Here is an 18,448-nt window from a genome sequence, read left to right on the forward strand (position 1 = left end):
TCCGCCCCAGCGCCTACGCGGAAGACAGGCGCGCTTCGCACTGCGCCATGGCGTCCTCTGGCGGCTCAAGGGTCAAGCGGATGGAGCGGACCAGAACGGCCTCGCCATTGCCTGCATCGCCCGGCCAGATGCCTAGCCATTCCACGCCGTTGGCCTGGGCCGTCGGCGCAACCTGATAGCAGATGCCCACCGTACTCCAGAACTCGTCCACCGGTTTCAGGGTGCGTTCTGAATCGCCATAGCCGACCGTGAAATAGCCGACCCGGATCTGATCGATGCGCGAGTCCGGAGGGGCCTGAGCCTCGACCTCCAGCCGAACAATGCGGCCGATGGCGTTCTCTTCCCATTCGGAGGGCAAAGCTGCGCCGACGCCCGCCGACAACAAGCCCGCCGCTTCAAAGGACGCTGTGGCGCTTAACCGCGCCAGAGGCTCGCCGGACGGACCGATGGTCAATTCAAAGCGCGTTCCAGGGCCGGGGATGAGCTGGGCCAGCGCCTCGCCCTGCATCACGAACTCCGTGTCGCTGATGACGGCGTCCACGGCGCCTGGGCGTGTGCCGAGCCCCAAAACGATCAGCCCCGCCATCGCCAGAGCCGATGCAGGCAGGAAAATCCAATCCGGCGGCGACCAGCGGCCGGATCGACGGACAAGATCACGAAGCGCTTGCGGGAGATGAAATTCAGTCTGGGCCATGAATCTTCAGGCGGATCCTTCAAACCTCTATTCACTAAAGGATATCAATCCGTCTGGATACCGTTCGCAGCGGCGCGCCGCGCGGAAACACTCAGGCCGCCCTCCCAGAAAGGAGAGCGGCCTGGCGTCTGTCCTGCCCCAAAATCAGGCTGCGCTGGGAAGTTCGGCCTCACCTTGCCTGCGCTTGCGACGTTCCGGTCCGCTATAGTCCGGATTCTCACCTTCACGCCGATCCAGCGGGCCTTCCTTGATCGCCTCAAAGAACATCTCGACGGCCTCGCGCAGCGTATCAGACTGGCTGGTGAAGGCGTCCGATGTAGTCTCCAGCATGCCGGCCGCGCTTTCGGTTTCAGCCACGGCTTCACCCACATCGCGAACCCCTTTGGCCAGGGTCGTCGTACTTTCCGCCGCCCGCGTGGTGCTTTGCGAGATCTCCCGTGTCGCGGCGCCCTGCTCTTCAATGGCGCTGGCGATGGAGGCGGTGGCTTCATTGATTTCTTCGCTCATCTTGGCGATGCCGCGAATGGAGTCCACCGAGCCCGTCATGGAGCTCTGAATGTCCTTGACGAGGCTCGCCACGGTGTCAGTGGCCTTGCTGGTCTGTTCAGCCAGATCTTTCACCTCGCTGGCCACGACCGCAAAGCCCTTGCCGGCATCCCCGGCGCGCGCCGCTTCAATCGTGGCGTTGAGCGCCAGCAGATTGGTCTGCTCGGCGATATCGTTGATGAGGTCGATCACGTCGTTGATGCTCGAGACCCGGTCCGCCAGCGCCTCGATCTGGTCCACCGAGCTTTGCGAGCGCTCACCTGCATCGCTGACCTTGTGCGAGGCGCTTTCAGTCAGACGGGCGATTTCCTGGATCGAGCTCGACAGCTCTTCCGCCGCGGCCGCCACAGTCTCCACGCTGTTGGCGGTTTCCCCCGCCGCACCGTCCGCGGTTTTCGCTTGTTCGTTGGCGAAGGTGGCTTGTGAATTCAGACGTCCCGCCGTGTGGCGCATCTCATGGGTGCGCTCACCCAGGATTTTGAGAATGCTTTCGACCTTGTGACGGAAGACGTCGATGGCCTCATGGGTGGCCTGATTACGCGCTTCACGCTCTTTGCTGGCGACCAGAGCTTCGCTTTCCATACGGATGCGGTTGATCTCGCCCGTGCGCAGATCCTCCACCGCTCGGAACAGATCGCCCAGCTCATCCTTGCGCTCAACACCGGCCACCTCGAACTCATATTCCCCCTGTCGCACTCGGGCTATGCCGTTCACCACTGCGCCCAAGTTCCTCAGGATCACGCTCATGAGAATGGCGGCGGCTGCAATAGCAATGAGCGCTCCGGCCAGCCCCAGCACGATGGTGAAGTTGCGCTGGCCTTCAAAGGCAGCATCAATTTGCGGACCAATCCGATCTTGCAACGCGACATTGCTTGCAACCAACCGGTCCACCACTTCCGCCATTGCGGGCCCAATGCGATCAAGCTCCTCCACGGCAATGGAATCGATTTCGAGGCTGCGGGTCATCGCCGCATCATAATCTGCGAGCAGCTCCTCGCTGGCCAGAGACAGGTCCGTCGCCAGTTGCTGCAGGGCATCCGGCGCGGAAGAGGCCACGCTGCGCATGAGTTCGACCATTTCAGTGAATTCCGCGCGGCTTCGCTCTGCGTCGTCGCCATTGGCCTTCTCAATGGCGCTCCGGCCATAGTAGCGGCCCAGCATCAGGGACTGACGCGCATCAGCAAGATTCAGAAGAACTTGCTGGGCGCCGACCATCTCGGAAATGCCCATCGCATCGCTGATCTCGGTGCGCAGGTCTCGACCGGCGGCCCGCAGTCGCTCCGCTTCAATCATCAGCGCCAAACTTGTTTGGGAATAGCGGTCGAACGCATCTGCATACTCTGACGCTAATTGACGTATCTGCTGCTTGTCCTGGGCCATACCCGGATCGGTAATCAGATCAATGGAAGAGGTGATAGCCGCCTCAAGCTCGCTCTGGGCGACTTGAACACGTCCCTGGTTTCCAACACTTGGCGTGACACGGAAGGAAAACGCCGCATTGCGCAAGCTCGCCACCCCATCCTGGGTCTCAGCCAGCGCCAGTGAGGTTCGGGCAGTCGTCCTGTATTCAGTGAAATTGCCCCGACTGGTGATGGCCGAGTACAAACCGACGCCGACCAGCGCCAGCACAATCAAGCCGATCATGCCAAACCCGCCAAAGAGCTGGGTTTTTAGCGATAGATTTTTGAGCACGGCGCTCTCCCTGTCAGTACATCACCAGCTGACAGAATGGCGCCTTTTCGGCTCAGGATTGTAAATCACCTGCGCGCATTCCCCCTAGAGGCGTTCCCCCCAGAGGATATGAGCAAACATAACAACAACCTTATGGGTTGTTTGACTATTCTCGGTCGATCCTGGCCTTGCCCCGACCAATGGCGAGCGTCTTGATCACGCCGCGGAAGGTCCGGACCTCCTGCTGCGTTAACCCTCCGCGCGCAAAAATATTGATCAGGTTCTGCATCATCAGCGGGGTCTTTTCAGGGGGATAGAAAAAGCCGGCGCGATCCAGCTCCTCCTCGAGATGCGTGTAGAGACCCTGCAGCTCTTGCACGCTGGCGCGGTCTTCAAGTGGTTTGAAGTCACCCGGCGCGGGGTCGCCCGCACGCCATTCATGCGCCAGCACGCCCACCGCCATGGAGAGGTTCAGCGATGAGAACTTGCGATCGACCGGCAAGGTGATGATGGCGTTCGAGATCGTGATCGCCGTGTTGGGCAGACCGGACTTCTCCGCCCCGAACAACACGCCCACCCGTTGGCCACCTTCAATATGCCCGCGGATCTCTGACATAGCTCCGCGCGCGGTATGCACAGGTTTGACCATGTTGCGCGGCTGCGCCGTGGTCGCATAGAGCGTCTGGCAGTCCGCTGTCGCTTCTTCCAGAGTCGCGAAGACCTGCGCCTGTTTCAGAACCGGGGAATCGGTGGCCATGGTCTCGGCCTTGGGGTTGGGCCAGCCATCGCGCGGGTTGACGATTCGCAACTCCGGCAACGCGAAATTGCCCATTACCCGACAGGCCGCGCCGATGTTTTCACCCATTTGTGGTTCGACCAGGATGAAGACAGGGTTCTGAGCTTCGACCAAGGTCGGGTCTGACTGAGTCACGGGCACCCTCTTTCTCTTACAGCGGTGCGGTGCTAGACACCCGCCACACATTCGTCCACCCCTCGACGCGGCATGTCGCATTTTGCTTGTGCGACACCTCTGCCCACAGAACACGGAAGATACGCTTCATGGCCAAGATCAAAGTCGACAATCCGGTCGTCGAACTCGACGGCGACGAGATGACCCGCATCATCTGGGCGCTGATCAAGGAAAAGCTGATCCTGCCCTATCTGGACATTGACCTGAAATATTACGACCTCTCGATCGAGAAACGCGACGAGACCGATGACCAGATCACGGTTGAATCCGCCGAAGCCATCAAGCATTACGGCGTCGGCGTGAAATGCGCCACTATCACGCCTGATGAAGCGCGCGTGGAAGAGTTCGGCCTGAAGAAAATGTGGCGCTCGCCCAACGGCACCATCCGCAACATTCTGGGCGGCGTGGTGTTCCGTGAGCCGATCGTGATCAAGAACGTGCCGCGGCTGGTGCCGGGCTGGACCAAGCCGATCGTCATCGGCCGTCACGCCTTTGGCGACCAGTACAAGGCCACCGACATGCTGGTGCCGGGCCCGGGCAAGCTGACCCTGACCTATACGCCGGCTGACGGCGGCGAGCCGATCACCCATGAAGTGTTCGATTTCCCGAGCTCCGGCGTCGCCATGGGCATGTATAACCTTGATGAATCCATCAAGGATTTCGCCCGCGCCTCGCTGCGCTATGGCCTCGATCGCGGCTGGCCGGTGTATCTGTCCACCAAGAACACCATCATGAAAGCCTATGACGGTCGCTTCAAAGACATCTTCCAGGCGGTCTTTGAGTCTGAGTTCAAGGCGGATTTCGACGCCAAGGGCATCACTTATGAGCACCGTCTGATCGACGACATGGTCGCTGCGGCCATGAAATGGTCCGGCGGTTTCGTCTGGGCGTGCAAGAACTATGACGGCGACGTGCAGTCCGACACCGTGGCGCAGGGCTTTGGGTCGCTGGGCCTGATGACGTCCGTGCTGATGACCCCGGATGGCAAAACCGTCGAAGCGGAAGCCGCCCACGGCACGGTGACCCGTCACTATCGCCAGCACCAGCGTGGCGAGAAGACCTCGACCAACTCCATCGCTTCGATCTTCGCCTGGACCCGCGGCCTGAAATATCGCGGCAAGATGGACGGCAACGAACAGGTCGTGCAGTTCGCAGAAGACCTGGAAGCCACCATCATCGGCACCGTGGAAGCCGGTTACATGACCAAGGATTTGGCGCTTCTGGTCGGCGACCAGCAAGGCTGGCTCTCTACCGAAGGCTTCTTGGACACCGTGGCCGAGCGCTTCGCCGAAGTGATGAAAGACACCGTGTAAGCCCCAAAGCTGACACGTTGAACGACAAAGGCCGGGCGTTTTGCCCGGCCTTTTTTGTTTCGATGAAAGCCTCTTCACTTTCCAAGCTTTAATGAGCCAGCATCGCCCTGCTCTGTTATCCCAATACTGCAATGTCTGGGAGGGTTGGATGGTTCGTTGGTTGCTTGCGGGGCTCGCCGCGCTGTGTCTGGCCCCGATGAGCGCAGGCGCGCAATCACTCGTGGGCCTGCAAACGCGGGTCTGGATAGATGACACGCGCCCCAATCTTTTCAACGCTGAAACGGGCCGTCCGCTGGATGCGCGCATCTGGTATCCGACGCGGGACTCTGTCGAGCCCCGCACCATCGCTCAAGGCGATGAAGGATCTGAGATTTTCATCTTCGGTCAGGCTGTTCCCGGCGCCCATCTGTCCCCCGGCGCCTACCCCCTGATTGTCCTGTCACACGGCAATGGCGGCTCGGCCATGCAGTTGATGTGGCTTGCGCAAGCCCTGGCAGCAGAAGGATATGTCGTTGCTGCGCTGAATCATCACGGGAATACGGCTGTTGAACCGGCGCTGTTGGAACAGGCTTTCGCCACCCCTTGGGAACGCGCACTGGATCTGTCGCTTCTCATCGATTTCATGCTTGACGATCCGGTATTCGGCCCGGCCCTTGACCGTGAGCGGATCGGTGTCGGCGGCTTCTCAATCGGCGGGTTCAGCGCGCTGGTTGCGGCCGGGGGACGCCCCGATTTCAACGCTTATGATGAGTTTTGCGCCTCAGAGCAGCGAGACGCGACGTGTGGCCCGCAGCTTGAGAACCCCGATCAATCAGGCGCGGGAGATCGCTTGCAGGATGACCCGTATGTGCGTGCCTCCCGGGAACGTCTGACAGACTTTCAGGGCGATCCCCGTATCCAGGCCGTCTTCTTGATTGCGCCAGCGCTCGGCGCAGCCTTTCAAGAGCATGACCTGGCCAATCTAGATGCGCCCATTGCGCTCATCACAGGCGATGCCGATACGGTCGCCCCCGCATCGACGAACGCTGCTTTCATTGCGGCCAGAAGCCCCGATGCCCGGCTGACCTTGATTGAAGGCGGTGTGGGTCACTACACCTTTCTGGGGGTCTGCGGCCCTGCGGGCCTGCACACTCTCCCCGCCCTGTGCCGGGAAGAGGCAGGAGTCGATCGCAGCACCATCCACGCGCAGGCGTCACGCCTCGCCCTCGACCATTTCAACACCGCTCTCGACCGGCGCTAGACAGCATCAGACGCGTAGACATCCTCGCGTTCCGCCGCCAGACGGTCGCGGACGATGTCGGCGGACAATCCCAGATCTTCCAGCGCCCGGCCGGCCAGCTGCAACGCGGCTTCCGCGGTCTCCAGCGTCACGTGACTTGCGCCCGCGGCGGCCAGTTCCACCGCATGGCGGCGATCGCGTCCGCGCGCGATGATCAGGGCGTCAGGGCGAAGATTGCGCGCCGCCCGGACCATGTCAGACGCCTTGCCGGCGTCATCCACGGTGACCACGAACATGTCCGCGCGCGCGGCGCCCGCCCGCTCCAGAAATTCCGCCCGGCCCGCATCGCCATAAAACACCGGCCAGCCTTCTTCGCGGCCTTTGGCGACTTTTTCTGCGTTCATATCCAGCGCGATCATGGAGACGTTCTCGGTCTCCAGCACCCGCGCCATGGTGCGCCCCACACGGCCGAACCCGGCGATGATCACATGGCCTTCGAGCTCAACCAGGTCCGAAGGCAGCTCTGCTTGTCCGCCGCCTTCCTCCGTCTTGGTCGCCAGCTTGCGGCCAATCGCGGCCAGGGCGGGCGTCAGGAGCATGGAGAGCCCGGCGATGGCCGCGACCATGGTGGCGGTTTCTGGCGGGATGACATCGCCGGCATTGGCGGTGGCGAGAATGACAAAGGCGAACTCGCCCGCAGGCGCCAGCAAAAAGGCCGCCTCCAGCGACAGGCGATGATCCCCGGCGAACAGGCGGCACGCCAGATAGACCAGCAGACCTTTTACGATCAGCATGCCCACGAGGCCCGCCAGCACCAGCCCGACATTCGCCCACACGGCGCCCAGATCAAGGCCCATGCCCACCGTCATGAAGAACACGCCCAGAAGCAGGCCCTTGAACGGCTCAAGGTCGATCTCGGCCTGATGCTTGAATTCAGTCTCCCCCAGCATCAACCCGGCCAGAAACGCGCCTAGCGCCAGGGACAGACCTGCGCCCGCCGTGAGCATGGACGCGCCCACCACCACCGCCAGCGTCAGCGCCATCAGCAGATCGCGCCCACCCGCTTTCGCCACAAGACGAAACACCGGGCGCAACACCAGACGGCCCAGCAACAAGATCCACGCCAGCGCCAGCACGCCCTGAAACAGAGCGCTCAATAGAGCGGCGCCAATATCAGCGCCGGAATCACGCGTGAGAAAGCCCACGAGAATCAAGATGGGCGCGACCAGAATGTCCTGCATCAACAAGACCGACAGCGAGGCGCGGCCCACGGGCGCGGCGGTGCGGCGCTCTTCAGCCATGATCTGCATCACGATGGCGGTGGAGGAGAGCGCCAGCGCCAACCCGATCACAAGGGCGGTCGGAGCGGTCTGGCCGATCACGAAGCTGGCGACGCCCAGCACAGCCGCGCTGCCGAACGCCTGCAGCCCGCCTGCGCCAAACACGGCGCGTCGCAATTGCCAGAGGCGCTGGAAGGACAATTCCAGCCCCAGCAAGAATAACAGGAACAAGACGCCCAGCTCGGCGAAGGGTTTGGCGGCTTCGGGTTCTGAAATCGTCACCCATTCAAGCACCGCAAAACGCTCGGCGAGACCGCCAAGGGCGAACGGGCCCAGCGCCAGTCCGGCGATCAGAAAGCCGAGCACGGAACTGAGCTTGAACAGGCGAAAGAGCGGCACCACGACGCCGGCGGCGATCAGAAAAACCACCGCATCCTTCAACCAGATTTCATAACCATGCCCGTGTTCCATCACTCATCCCCGCTCGCCTGAATGGATCTCAGGTTAACCTTAAACGGGAAAGTCCAGACGGTTTATGAACGTGGCGCACAAAACGGTGCGGCGAAACCGCCTAAATCCCGATCCGCTCTCCATAGCTTGTCCGGGTTCCGCATGGTGTACAGCCAACCGATCCGCGACGGATCGCTGCGCGACGGCGCCAGCGTGGTGACGTGATCAAAACTGCCGCCGTCCAGTATGGCGATGCCCGGCGCGCCGTTCACACACACCAGGACCGGAGCGGCGCCCCCCTGTTTTCGTGTGACCACGGCGTGCAAGACCTGCGCGCTTTCATCCGCGCCATAGAGCGGCCGCAACGCGGCGCGCGCCTTGCCCCCGCCGTCAGAGATTGTCACCACATCCTCGGCCAGCACGTCGCGGATGGCTTGGAGGTCTCCTGCAGCGCTCGCCTGCATCAAGCGCTCGAGCAACCCCATCACCACCTCACGGGAGGCGCCGAGCTGCATGGGCGCCGCCCCGGTTTTCGCCCTGGCCCGGCTGACCAGCTTGCGACAGGCCGCCTCGCTTTTGTCCAGCACGGACGCGATCGCCTCATAGGGCTCATCAAACGTCTCCCGAAGGATAAAGGCGGCGCGTTCATCCGGGGTCAGACATTCCATCACCCAAACCAGCGCAAGCTCGGCCTGCTGGACCGTCTCCAGTCTTGCGGTGAAGTCGCTGGCCGGGTCTTCCAGCAAGGGTTCTGGCAACCAGGGGCCGATATAGGCCTCACGGCGCGAGCGCGCCCGCCGCAAGGCGTCGATGGCGAGCCGGGTCGTCACCGTGCGCAGCCAGGCGGCGGGCGCATCGAGCGCTTCAATCCGGACTTCCCGCCAGCGCAGCCAGGCGTCCTGCACCACATCTTCCGCGAGCGCCCGTTCGCCCAGCATGCGATAGGCCAGCGCCATCAGCGCGGGGCGCTCAGCTTCGAACTGGGTGGTGAGCGAGGCCTGGGTCATGACTGCCGCACCATCTGAGCGTGTCCGTACACCTGAAGCTGCAAACAGGCCTGATCGTGTCCCAGCGCCCGCTTGAGCAGAGGATAACTGCGCGCCACCATGACGGCATAGGCGACCGCTAGGGCCGCGCTCTGTCCATACTGGCGCTGGATCGTGTCGCGCAAGGATTGCACCGTTTCATCCCGTCTCATCAAGGCCTGGGCGAAGCGAAAGCCGAGCGCTGCAGCTTCGTCCACCTGATCCCAACTTCCCTCGATAAGAGCGCGCACCACAGAAGGGCTGACGCCGCGCGCCAGCAGCATGTCCACCGTCAGCTGGGCGCAAGGGCCGCAATCCTCTTCCAGCATCGCGCCCAAAGTCGCTCCCGCGATCAGAAGAGGCGGCGCGGCTCCCTGATAAGCCGCAAGCCCCTGAAATGTCTGGAAGCGCACCATTGTATCAGGCGCCATTTCAATGATCTCGTGCAGATAGCTGGCGTCATAAGACCAGTGGCGTTCAAAGTGCTCCGTCAGCCGGTGTTGCAGGTTTCGCCCGCCAAATCCGGGACTGAGCACAGGGACGTAAGCCAAGGCGATCCCTGCGGCGAACACAGGCGCGATCACGCCGAACACTTCGGTCCACAAAGCCGCCGCGCTGGCAGGCCCCATGGTGACAAGTCCCACCATATGCAGCCCTGCATGAAGCGCGGGCCAGCTCATGCCTGCGATCATTAAAGGCCGCGCTCCCATCCAGGCCCCGATGCCGAGCACGGCGCCGGAAGTCAGAAAGGCGAAGCCGATATCCAAAACGAAATGAGGGTTATACGGCCCGGTCATCGTCACGCCGGGGGTGCGCTCATACCAGAGCGGACCGTTTAACAGCATGGCGGCCCCCGTCGCGATCAGGATCAGGGCGCAGGCGTATACAGTCAGTCTTGCAAACATGTCAGTCTCCCTTTGCTGGAAGACCTGACGAATGAGGAAGGCACGGTGTGACGGCCGGGCTGATTTTTATCCGCGCTTCAAGGTCACGAACACTTCTGACGCGATGCGCCAGTCATTCCCGTCCAGACGCCATTTTGCGAAGTAGCGGCCTGAATAGCGCACCTCCACCCCATGAGCGGACCATTGGCCTTTCCAGCGTCCAGTCTCCGCCGCCAGCAGGCCATCCTCGCCCACATCAATGCGCATGGGCGTACGCACATAGCTGACATCGGGCGCCTGGCCGATGATGGACCGCCAGGCGTCTAGCTGGGCGTCCCGCCCCGCCATCAGTTCGGCGTCATCACCGGGCACGAGCGTGCAGTCTTCGCACAGCGCCTGCTCGATGCCGTCATAATCACGTTTCGACAAGGCCGCGTTGAACGCGGCGCGGGCGGCGGCGATTTGTTTCGCCGCCGCCTTGTCGCCGGTCATCTGCACATCGGCGCCGGGTTTGGCTCGCTTGACCATCAGCCCGCCAGCGCGGTGCGGATCGCGGCGATCGCGTCCTCGGCTTTCGACCCGTCAGGGCCGCCGGCTTGGGCGAAATCGGGACGGCCGCCGCCGCCCTTGCCGCCCACGGCGCCCACGGCGGCGCGCACCAGATCCACCGCGCTCATCGCGCCCACCAGATCATCGGTCAGGCCCACGGCGAGCGCCGCCTTGCCCTCATTGACGCCCACAAACGCCGCGACGCCCGAGCCCATCTGCTTGCGCGCTTCATCCACGAGACCGCGCAAATCCTTGCCGCCGACGCCCTCGACCACGCGGGCGATCAGCTTCACGCCGCCCACTTCTTCAGGCCCGGCCGGCGCTGCAGCGCCGCCCCCGCCCATGGCGAGCTGCTTCTTGGCTTCCGCCAGCTGACGCTCCAGCGTCTTGCGTTCAGCCTGCAAGGCGGCGACCCGGTCCACCAGCTCATGGGTGGGCACTTTCAGCGACAAGGCCGCGGTCTTGGCCTTGTTGGCTTCGGTCTCCAGCCATTGGCGGGCGGCTTCGCCGGTCAGGGCTTCCAGACGGCGCACGCCGGAGCTGACCGAGCTTTCGCCCACGATCTTGAACAGGGCGATATCGCCGGTGCGGTCCACATGGATGCCGCCGCACAGCTCGACCGAATAAGCTTTGTCGTCGTCTTTGAGAGACTCGCCCATGGCCAGCACGCGAACGGTTTCGCCATACTTCTCGCCGAACAAGGCCAGCGCCCCTGCCTCAATCGCCTTGTCCGGCGTCATCTCGGCGATCTTCGCGTCGGCGTTCTGACGGATCACGGCGTTGACCTGCGCTTCGATGGCCTGGGTTTCGTCTTCGGACAGCGCCTTGGCGTGGGAGAAGTCAAACCGCAGCCGGTCCGGCCCCACATAAGAGCCCTTCTGGGTCACGTGCGGCCCCAGCACATCGCGCAACGCGGCGTGCAACAGGTGGGTGGCGGAGTGATTGGCGCGCACCTTGGTGCGGCGCTCGGCGTCCACCTTCTGGGCTGCTGAGTCGCCGAGCTTGATCGCCCCGCGCTCCAGAACGCCGATATGGGCGTAGATCTCGCCCGCGCGTTTTTGCACATCGGTGACAGTGAACACGGCGCCAGTGTCGAAATTGATGACGCCCGCATCGCCGATCTGACCGCCGCCTTCGGCATAGAAGGGCGTGGATTTGAAGATCAGCTCGGCGCCTGCGCCTTCTTTAAGGTCAGACTGCTCCGCCCCGTCCGCCACGATCGCGGTGAGCTCGGATTGGCCGTCATGGCTTTGATAGCCGGTGAACTCAGTCGCGCCGAGGCGGTCGCGAACCGCGAACCACAGCGCTTCGGGCGCGGCCTGGCCCGACCCGCTCCAGCTGGCGCGGGCGTCAGAGCGCTGGCGCTCCATGGCGGCGTCAAACCCGGCCTGGTCCACGCTCAGCCCGCGCGTGCGCAGCGCGTCTTCGGTCAGGTCCAGCGGGAAGCCGTACGTGTCATAAAGCTTGAACGCGGTTTCGCCCGGCAAAGCGTCGCCTTCTTTAAGGTCGGCGGTCGCCTCTTCCAGAAGCGTCAGGCCGCGGCCCAGCGTGCGCTGGAAGCGTTCTTCCTCGCCGCGCAAAGTCTCCTCGATCGCCGGCAAGGCGCGCGGCAGCTCGGGGAAGGCCTCGCCCATCTCGTCTGACAGGGTTTTCGCCAGACCGAACAGAACCGGCTCATTGGCGCCCAGAAGGTGCGCATGGCGCATGGCGCGGCGCATGATCCGGCGCAGCACATAGCCCCGTCCTTCATTGGACGGCGTCACGCCGTCCGCGATCAGGAAGGAGGTGGAGCGCAAATGGTCGGCGATGACCCGATGGCTCGCCAGCGCATCGCCCTCGGCCTTCACCTTGAGCGCCTCTTCAGAGGCGCTGATCAGGGTTTTGAACAAGTCCACATCGTAATTGTTGTGAACGCCCTGCAACACCGCTGCGATACGCTCAAGCCCCATGCCGGTATCGATGGAGGGCTTGGGCAGGTTGATGCGCTCACCGCCTGGCTGCTGTTCATACTGCATGAACACCAGGTTCCAGATCTCGATAAAGCGATCGCCATCCTCCTCCGGCGTGCCTGGAGGGCCGCCCCAGATGTCCGGGCCGTGATCAAAGAAGATTTCCGAACACGGACCACAGGGACCGGTGTCGCCCATGGACCAGAAATTGTCCGAGGTGGAGATGCGGATGATCTTCTCGTCAGGCAGGCCCGCAATCTTGCGCCAGAGCGCCGCCGCTTCTTCATCTTCTGAATAGACCGTGACCAGGAGCTTGTCCTTGGGCAGGGCGAATTCGCGGGTCACCATAGTCCAGGCGAACTCGATCGCCTGTTCCTTGAAATAGTCGCCGAAGGAAAAGTTTCCCAGCATTTCAAAGAACGTATGGTGGCGCGCCGTATAGCCCACATTATCAAGGTCATTGTGCTTGCCGCCGGCGCGCACGCATTTCTGCGAGCTTGTGGCGCGCGAATAGTCGCGGCGTTCCGCACCGGTGAAGACGTTCTTGAACGGCACCATCCCGGCGTTCACAAACAGCAAGGTCGGGTCGTCCTGCGGCACGAGCGGCGCGGACTGAACGATCTCATGGCCTTCTTTGCCAAAGAAATCGAGAAACTGGCGGCGAATATCGCGCAAGGCTGTCATATATGCACTCCGGGCGCTGGCGCGCGGCGTTGAGAGGGGGGTCGCCCGCTCTGGCGGCGACCTTTGGGTGTCTGTTCACCCCCATATACGAACGGGCGCCCGGCAAAGCCAAGCGCCCGTTGTAGATTCATCACCGTTTTGGCGGTGAAGGATGCGGTCAGGCCCGTCTGAGACTAGCCCGTCGCCTCATCGTCCAGATCATCACCCTCGCCCGGGCCCACCAGCAGCTCGTCCGCGATCAGGCCTGCATTCTTGCGCACCTGAGCTTCGATCTTGTCGGCCATTTCGGGATGGTCGAGCAGGAATTGGCGCGCATTCTCGCGCCCCTGCCCGATGCGTTCGGAGTCGTGCGAATACCACGAGCCCGATTTTTCGATGATATTGCCCTTCACGCCCAGATCGAGCAGTTCGCCGGTCTTGGAAATGCCTTCGCCATACAAGATGTCGAACTCCACCTCGCGGAAGGGCGGCGCCACCTTGTTCTTGACCACTTTGACGCGGGTCTGGTTGCCGATCACTTCGTCGCGGTTTTTCAGCGCGCCGATGCGGCGGATGTCCAGGCGCACGGTGGAGTAGAATTTCAGCGCATTGCCGCCGGTCGTGGTTTCAGGGCTGCCGAACATCACGCCGATCTTCATGCGGATCTGGTTGATGAAAATCACCAGGCATTTTGATTTGGAGATGGAGCCGGTGAGCTTGCGCAGCGCCTGGCTCATCAGACGGGCCTGCAGGCCGGGCAGCGAGTCGCCCATATCGCCTTCAAGCTCGGCTCGCGGGGTCAAAGCCGCCACGGAGTCGATCACCAGAACGTCGATGGCGCCCGAGCGCACCAGCGTATCGGCGATTTCAAGCGCCTGTTCGCCGGTGTCAGGCTGGGAGACCAGAAGCTCGCCCACATCCACGCCCAGCTTGCGCGCATAGACCGGATCCAGCGCGTGCTCGGCGTCCACGAACGCCGCAACGCCGCCCGCTTTCTGCGCTTCGGCGACCGTGTGCAGCGCCAGCGTGGTTTTACCCGAGCTTTCCGGGCCGTAGATCTCCACGATCCGGCCCTTGGGCAGGCCGCCCACGCCCAATGCGATATCCAGGCCCAGAGAGCCGGTGGAAATCGCCTGAATGTCTTGGTCCGGCTTGGAGCCCAGCTTCATCACCGAGCCTTTGCCGAAGGCGCGATCAATTTGAGTCAGGGCCGCTTCAAGCGCTTTTTGTTTATCCATGTCGCCGTCTTTCACCACGCGCAGATTTGACTGTGCCATCAGGTCGGCCCTCCTTATTTCACGCCCGACCGAGTCGAGCAATGAAGGTGACCGTACTTATTTTGTTCCCGGAACACAAGCGGAACATTTAGCGCGTGCGCCGCCCTCGCGACAGCTGAGCGCAATCAGCCGCTTAGCCTGAAGACTAGGCGCGTTGGCGCGCCGCCAGCTCCTGCTTCACCCGTTCAGCCAGCTGCTGGATGTCGAAGGGTTTGGGCAGGAAGGAAATCTCGAGATCATCAGACAGGGTGTCGGAGAATTCTTCCTTGGCGTAGCCGGAAATGAAGACGATTCGCGCGCTGCCCAGAAGATGCCGCGCCTCCTTGAGCAAGCCAGGGCCGTCGAGCCCGGGCATGACCACGTCTGAAATCAGAAGATCAAAGCTCTCCGGCTCATTCTCCAGAATCTCGAGCGCCTCTTCGCCGTCGCACGCTTCAACCACGTCATAGCCGCGGCGCACCAGCGTCTTGGCGGCGATGGCGCGCACCGCGTCTTCATCCTCCACAAACAGGATGCGTCCGCGCCCGGCGAGATCAGAGGGTTCAGGCTCGGCGGTCTTGGCCGCTTCCTCGCGGGCGAGCTCGGTTTCCTCTTCCTCGCTCGGCACATGGCCGGGCAGATAGATGTGGAAGGTCGTGCCCTTGCCCACTTCAGAATCCACAAACAGGAAACCGCCCGATTGCTTGACCACGCCATAAACCGTCGCCAGGCCCAGCCCGGTGCCCTGTCCGGCCTCCTTGGTGGTGAAAAACGGCTCGAAGATCTTCTTCAGCGTCGCCTCGTCCATGCCCGTGCCCGTGTCGGACACATGGATCGCGGCCCAGTCGCCATCCTTGGGATTGGGCGCGCCTGCGCGCGCGACGTCTTCGGCTGTGACCGCCTCGGTGACGATGGTCAGAACCCCGCCGCCTTGCGATTTCATCGCGTCGCGGGCGTTGGTGGCGAGGTTCACCAGAATATTGTCGATCTGGTTGCGGTCTGCGCGCACCAGCGGCAGATCGCGGCCATGCTTGATGTCGAGCCGAACCGTCTCTTCCAGGATCTGACCCAGCATGATCGAGCAATCCGACAAGACGTCAGAGACGTCAAAGACGGTGTTGCGGAAAGTCTGCTTGCGTGAGAACGCCAGAAGCTTGCGCACCAGCCCGGCCTGGCGGGTGACGGTGGAGTTGATCTGCTGCAAATCCTGATAGGACGGATCGCCCACCGGGTGCCGGTTCAGGAGCTCGCCCACATTCAGCCGGATCGCGGTGAGCATATTGTTGAAATCATGGGCCACGCCGCTGGCGAGCTGGCCGACCGCCTGCATCTTGCCGGCCTGGGCGACCTGTTGCTCCAGCGCTTTCCACGACGACACGTCCACCACATAGGCGACGCGCTTGCCATCGCGTGACGGCGACAGGAAAACCTGCACCGCGCGCTCGCCGTCCTCGCCCGCCTTCAGGCGCACTTCGCTGGGCTCGCCGCGCCCGGCCAGCGCCGACGCCAGCACATTGTCGATGCGGCCGTCATCGCCGAAATCAAACAGGTCTTCAAACTTCGCGCCCGGCACCGCGCCGCCGCCCGACAGTTTGAGCAAGGCGGGGTTGGCGTCTTCGATCACGGCGACCGCCGGATCGGCGTCGTCCAGACGCGCCACGCCAAACGGGGCGGTGGCGAACATTTCATCAAACGAGCCGCCTGCCAGGGAGCTGGCGACCAAAGACGCGTCTCCCGGCTCAGCCGCCGCCACGCCCGGAGGCGCGCCAGTGGCGGACAGCTCATAGACCACGGCGCGCGCCTTGGACGGGCGCTCATCGCTCCAGCTGACGCAGATCACCACCGGGCTTTCCTCGCCATCCATCCGTTTGAGACGTGCGTCGAGCCGGATCACCCCGTCCGCGCCCCGCGACTGGGCGAAGGCGTCGGCGGTGTCGCCTGTGGTGATGTCTTGTAATTTCAGCGCAGTGTCTTCGCCGACCCCGACCCAGCTACGCAAGGTGGCGTTGGCGGCCAGCACCCGGCCCTCGGCGTCAGCGGCGAACAGGCCGACCGGCGCATGATCGGTCCAGTCCGGCGCCATGTCTGCGTCCAGCGAGCCGTCATCGCGCAGCTCGGAGAAACGCCACAAGGTCGCGCCATCTTCCAGGGCCGAGATATCGGCGCTGTAGACCACGCTTTCGCCGCCGCCCAAAGGGATGCGGCCGACAATTTCGTGGGCCGTCTCACCCGCGCTCGCAGCCCGGTTGAGACGATAGACCGCCCCCGCGCCGGCGCCGCTGAACAGGCGCTCGGGAGCTGCGGGCGTCCCAGCGCTCTTCGCCCCGATCAGCGTGTCCGCAAGTTTGACATAGGCCGGATTCGCCCAAGCCACCCGGCCCTGCGCATCCGTGATAAGCACAGGGTCAGGCCAGAGCCCCATGGCGGTGGCCGCCGCGCCGCCCGCGCGCTTGCGCTCGCCGCCTTCAAGCAAGGAGCGCCCCGCGGTTTCCCCAGCCGCCAGCGCATACATCAAGAGCAGCGCGACCGAGGCGATGCCCGACAACAAGATAACGCCGTTCCAGCCCGCGCCTGCACCCGCAAAAATCGCCACAGCCGCAGCGGCCAGCGCGCCCAGGCTCGCCACCCAGAAGATCAGCCGGGTCAGGGGCCGGGTCAGCGACCCCTCGCCCGCCGCCGGCTTTGCAGCCGGTGCAGACGCCGGATCAGCAACGGGCGCAGCCACAGTGTCGGCGCGTCGGGCGGAAAGCGGGAGGTCTGGCATGACAGGCTCCGGTTGGTGCAGGCCGACACGCCAAATGACGCACCGGCGGATCCATGATTCGAACACGCAGTCTCACAGGTTAAAGTTAACCATATTTCAGCGAGACGGTACGAAATCGTGTTTTCGGCGCCCAGATCAGAACTTCGGCGCCTTGCCCGCCAGCGTCAGCACATAGCCGATCACCTTGGCCACCGCTGTGAAATGCTCGGGCGGGATCACTTCCTCCAGCTCCACGCTGGCGAACAATCCCCGCGCCAAAGGCGGATCCTCGACGATGGGGATGTTGTGTTCCTTGGCCAGTTCGCGAATGCGCAGGGCGACATCGTCGGCGCCCTTGGCCACACAGATGGGCGCGGGCGTGCGGCCTTGCTCATATTCCAGCGCCACGGCGTAGTGGGTCGGGTTGGTGATCACCACAGCGGCGTCCGGCACCCGCGACATCATGCGCCGCTGGGCGCGCTCCTGACGGATCTGGCGCAGTTTCGCCCGCACCATCGGATCGCCTTCGGTGTCCTTCATCTCATCGCGGATCTCCTTGCGGCTCATCTTGTTGCGATCGATGTACTGTTTGCGCTGAAACAGGAAATCGAGCACGGCGATGGCGGTGTAGGCGATCAGGGCGGCGATCATCAGCTGGATGGCGGCGGTATAGACCTCTTGCAAGATGCCGATGGGCGCCACGCCCGGCATCACCGCCAGCTCGTTGCGCCGCGGCCAGAGCGCCAGGGCGATGGCGAGCCCGACCACCGTCATCTTGGCGACGCCCTTGAAAAAGTTCATCCAGCCTTCGGGTCCGAACATGCGGGTCAGACCCTTGATCGGGTCGAGCTTGTCGAGCTTGGGCGCGATCTTCTTGGGCGTGAACATCACGCCGGTCTGGACCAGATTGCCGAAAATCGCCGCAACCAGAAGCATGGCGAAGGCCAGGCCTGTCACCACCACCAGACGCAAGGCGGTCGCCGCCGCCAAAGTCACCGCGCCGGTGGGGTCCACCGCCAGCTCATGGGGCTGCGCGAGAAACACCTGCAACATCTCCGCCAGGCTGCGTGACATGCCCGGCGCCAAAAAAGCCAGCATGGCCAGCCCCGCGGTCAGGGTGAACCAGCCCGACACCTCCTGGGATTTGGGAACATCGCCTTCCTCGCGCGCCTGCCGGAGTTTTCGGTCTGTCGGCTCTTCTGTCTTTTCTGACTTGTCTTCGCCTTCCGCCATACC

General features: G+C 63.2%; 13 protein-coding genes. 2 read left to right on the top strand and 11 right to left on the bottom strand.

Going from position 1 to position 18,448, the window contains the following annotated elements; genetic code table 11:
* Window positions 1-13 precede the first annotated feature (13 nt).
* The 3 genes from ACQ66J_RS02335 to ACQ66J_RS02345 form a co-directional block, all read right to left on the bottom strand.
* Window positions 14-694 carry a hypothetical protein gene (locus ACQ66J_RS02335; RefSeq protein WP_430430338.1) on the bottom strand — a complete coding sequence of 227 codons (681 nt, stop codon included), beginning with the start codon at window positions 692-694 and terminating at the stop codon, window positions 14-16.
* A gap of 144 nt (window positions 695-838) precedes the next feature.
* Complete coding sequence (locus tag ACQ66J_RS02340; protein ID WP_430430339.1) at window positions 839-2,932, bottom strand: methyl-accepting chemotaxis protein; 2,094 nt, start codon at window positions 2,930-2,932, stop codon at window positions 839-841.
* Window positions 2,933-3,077: 145 nt separating this feature from the next.
* The gene (locus ACQ66J_RS02345; protein WP_430430340.1) at window positions 3,078-3,842 is read right to left on the bottom strand and encodes an RNA methyltransferase; all 765 of its coding nucleotides are present in this window, start codon (window positions 3,840-3,842) and stop codon (window positions 3,078-3,080) included.
* Between the two features lie 128 nt (window positions 3,843-3,970).
* Here ACQ66J_RS02345 and ACQ66J_RS02350 point away from each other — a divergent pair, with 128 nt between their 5' ends.
* Together ACQ66J_RS02350 and ACQ66J_RS02355 are read left to right on the top strand one after the other, a co-directional pair.
* Window positions 3,971-5,194, top strand: coding sequence for an NADP-dependent isocitrate dehydrogenase (locus tag ACQ66J_RS02350; RefSeq protein WP_430430341.1), 1,224 nt, complete (start codon window positions 3,971-3,973; stop codon window positions 5,192-5,194).
* Between the two features lie 148 nt (window positions 5,195-5,342).
* Window positions 5,343-6,434: an alpha/beta hydrolase family protein gene (locus ACQ66J_RS02355; RefSeq protein ID WP_430430342.1), complete on the top strand. Its 1,092-nt coding sequence runs from the start codon at window positions 5,343-5,345 to the stop codon at window positions 6,432-6,434.
* On the opposite strand, the gene ACQ66J_RS02360 is transcribed toward ACQ66J_RS02355, so the two are convergent.
* The 8 genes from ACQ66J_RS02360 to flhB form a co-directional block, all read right to left on the bottom strand.
* Complete coding sequence (locus tag ACQ66J_RS02360; RefSeq protein ID WP_375548670.1) at window positions 6,431-8,164, bottom strand: cation:proton antiporter; 1,734 nt, start codon at window positions 8,162-8,164, stop codon at window positions 6,431-6,433. The genes ACQ66J_RS02355 and ACQ66J_RS02360 overlap by 4 nt on opposite strands.
* A 62-nt stretch (window positions 8,165-8,226) precedes the next feature.
* A complete protein-coding gene (sigJ, locus tag ACQ66J_RS02365; protein ID WP_430430343.1) occupies window positions 8,227-9,150 on the bottom strand; it encodes an RNA polymerase sigma factor SigJ in 924 nt (307 codons plus the stop codon).
* A complete protein-coding gene (locus tag ACQ66J_RS02370) occupies window positions 9,147-10,073 on the bottom strand; it encodes a hypothetical protein (protein ID WP_430430344.1) in 927 nt (308 codons plus the stop codon). The genes sigJ and ACQ66J_RS02370 overlap by 4 nt, the downstream gene beginning before the upstream one ends.
* A 66-nt stretch (window positions 10,074-10,139) precedes the next feature.
* A complete protein-coding gene (locus ACQ66J_RS02375) occupies window positions 10,140-10,580 on the bottom strand; it encodes a YybH family protein (RefSeq protein WP_430430345.1) in 441 nt (146 codons plus the stop codon).
* Window positions 10,580-13,234 carry an alanine--tRNA ligase gene (gene alaS, locus ACQ66J_RS02380; protein ID WP_430430346.1) on the bottom strand — a complete coding sequence of 885 codons (2,655 nt, stop codon included), beginning with the start codon at window positions 13,232-13,234 and terminating at the stop codon, window positions 10,580-10,582. Before alaS ends, ACQ66J_RS02375 begins: the two co-directional genes overlap by 1 nt.
* Window positions 13,235-13,407: 173 nt before the next feature.
* Window positions 13,408-14,490, bottom strand: coding sequence for a recombinase RecA (gene recA, locus ACQ66J_RS02385; protein ID WP_430430347.1), 1,083 nt, complete (start codon window positions 14,488-14,490; stop codon window positions 13,408-13,410).
* A gap of 145 nt (window positions 14,491-14,635) precedes the next feature.
* On the bottom strand, window positions 14,636-17,233 hold the full coding sequence (locus tag ACQ66J_RS02390; RefSeq protein ID WP_430430348.1) for an ATP-binding protein: 2,598 nt from the start codon (window positions 17,231-17,233) through the stop codon (window positions 14,636-14,638).
* Window positions 17,234-17,368: 135 nt separating this feature from the next.
* Window positions 17,369-18,445, bottom strand: a complete 1,077-nt coding sequence (gene flhB, locus ACQ66J_RS02395; RefSeq protein ID WP_430430349.1) for a flagellar biosynthesis protein FlhB — start codon at window positions 18,443-18,445, stop codon at window positions 17,369-17,371.
* Window positions 18,446-18,448: the final 3 nt, after the last annotated feature.

The organism is Oceanicaulis sp. (assembly GCF_965284345.1).
Taxonomy (GTDB): Bacteria; Pseudomonadota; Alphaproteobacteria; order Caulobacterales; family Maricaulaceae; genus Oceanicaulis; species Oceanicaulis alexandrii_A.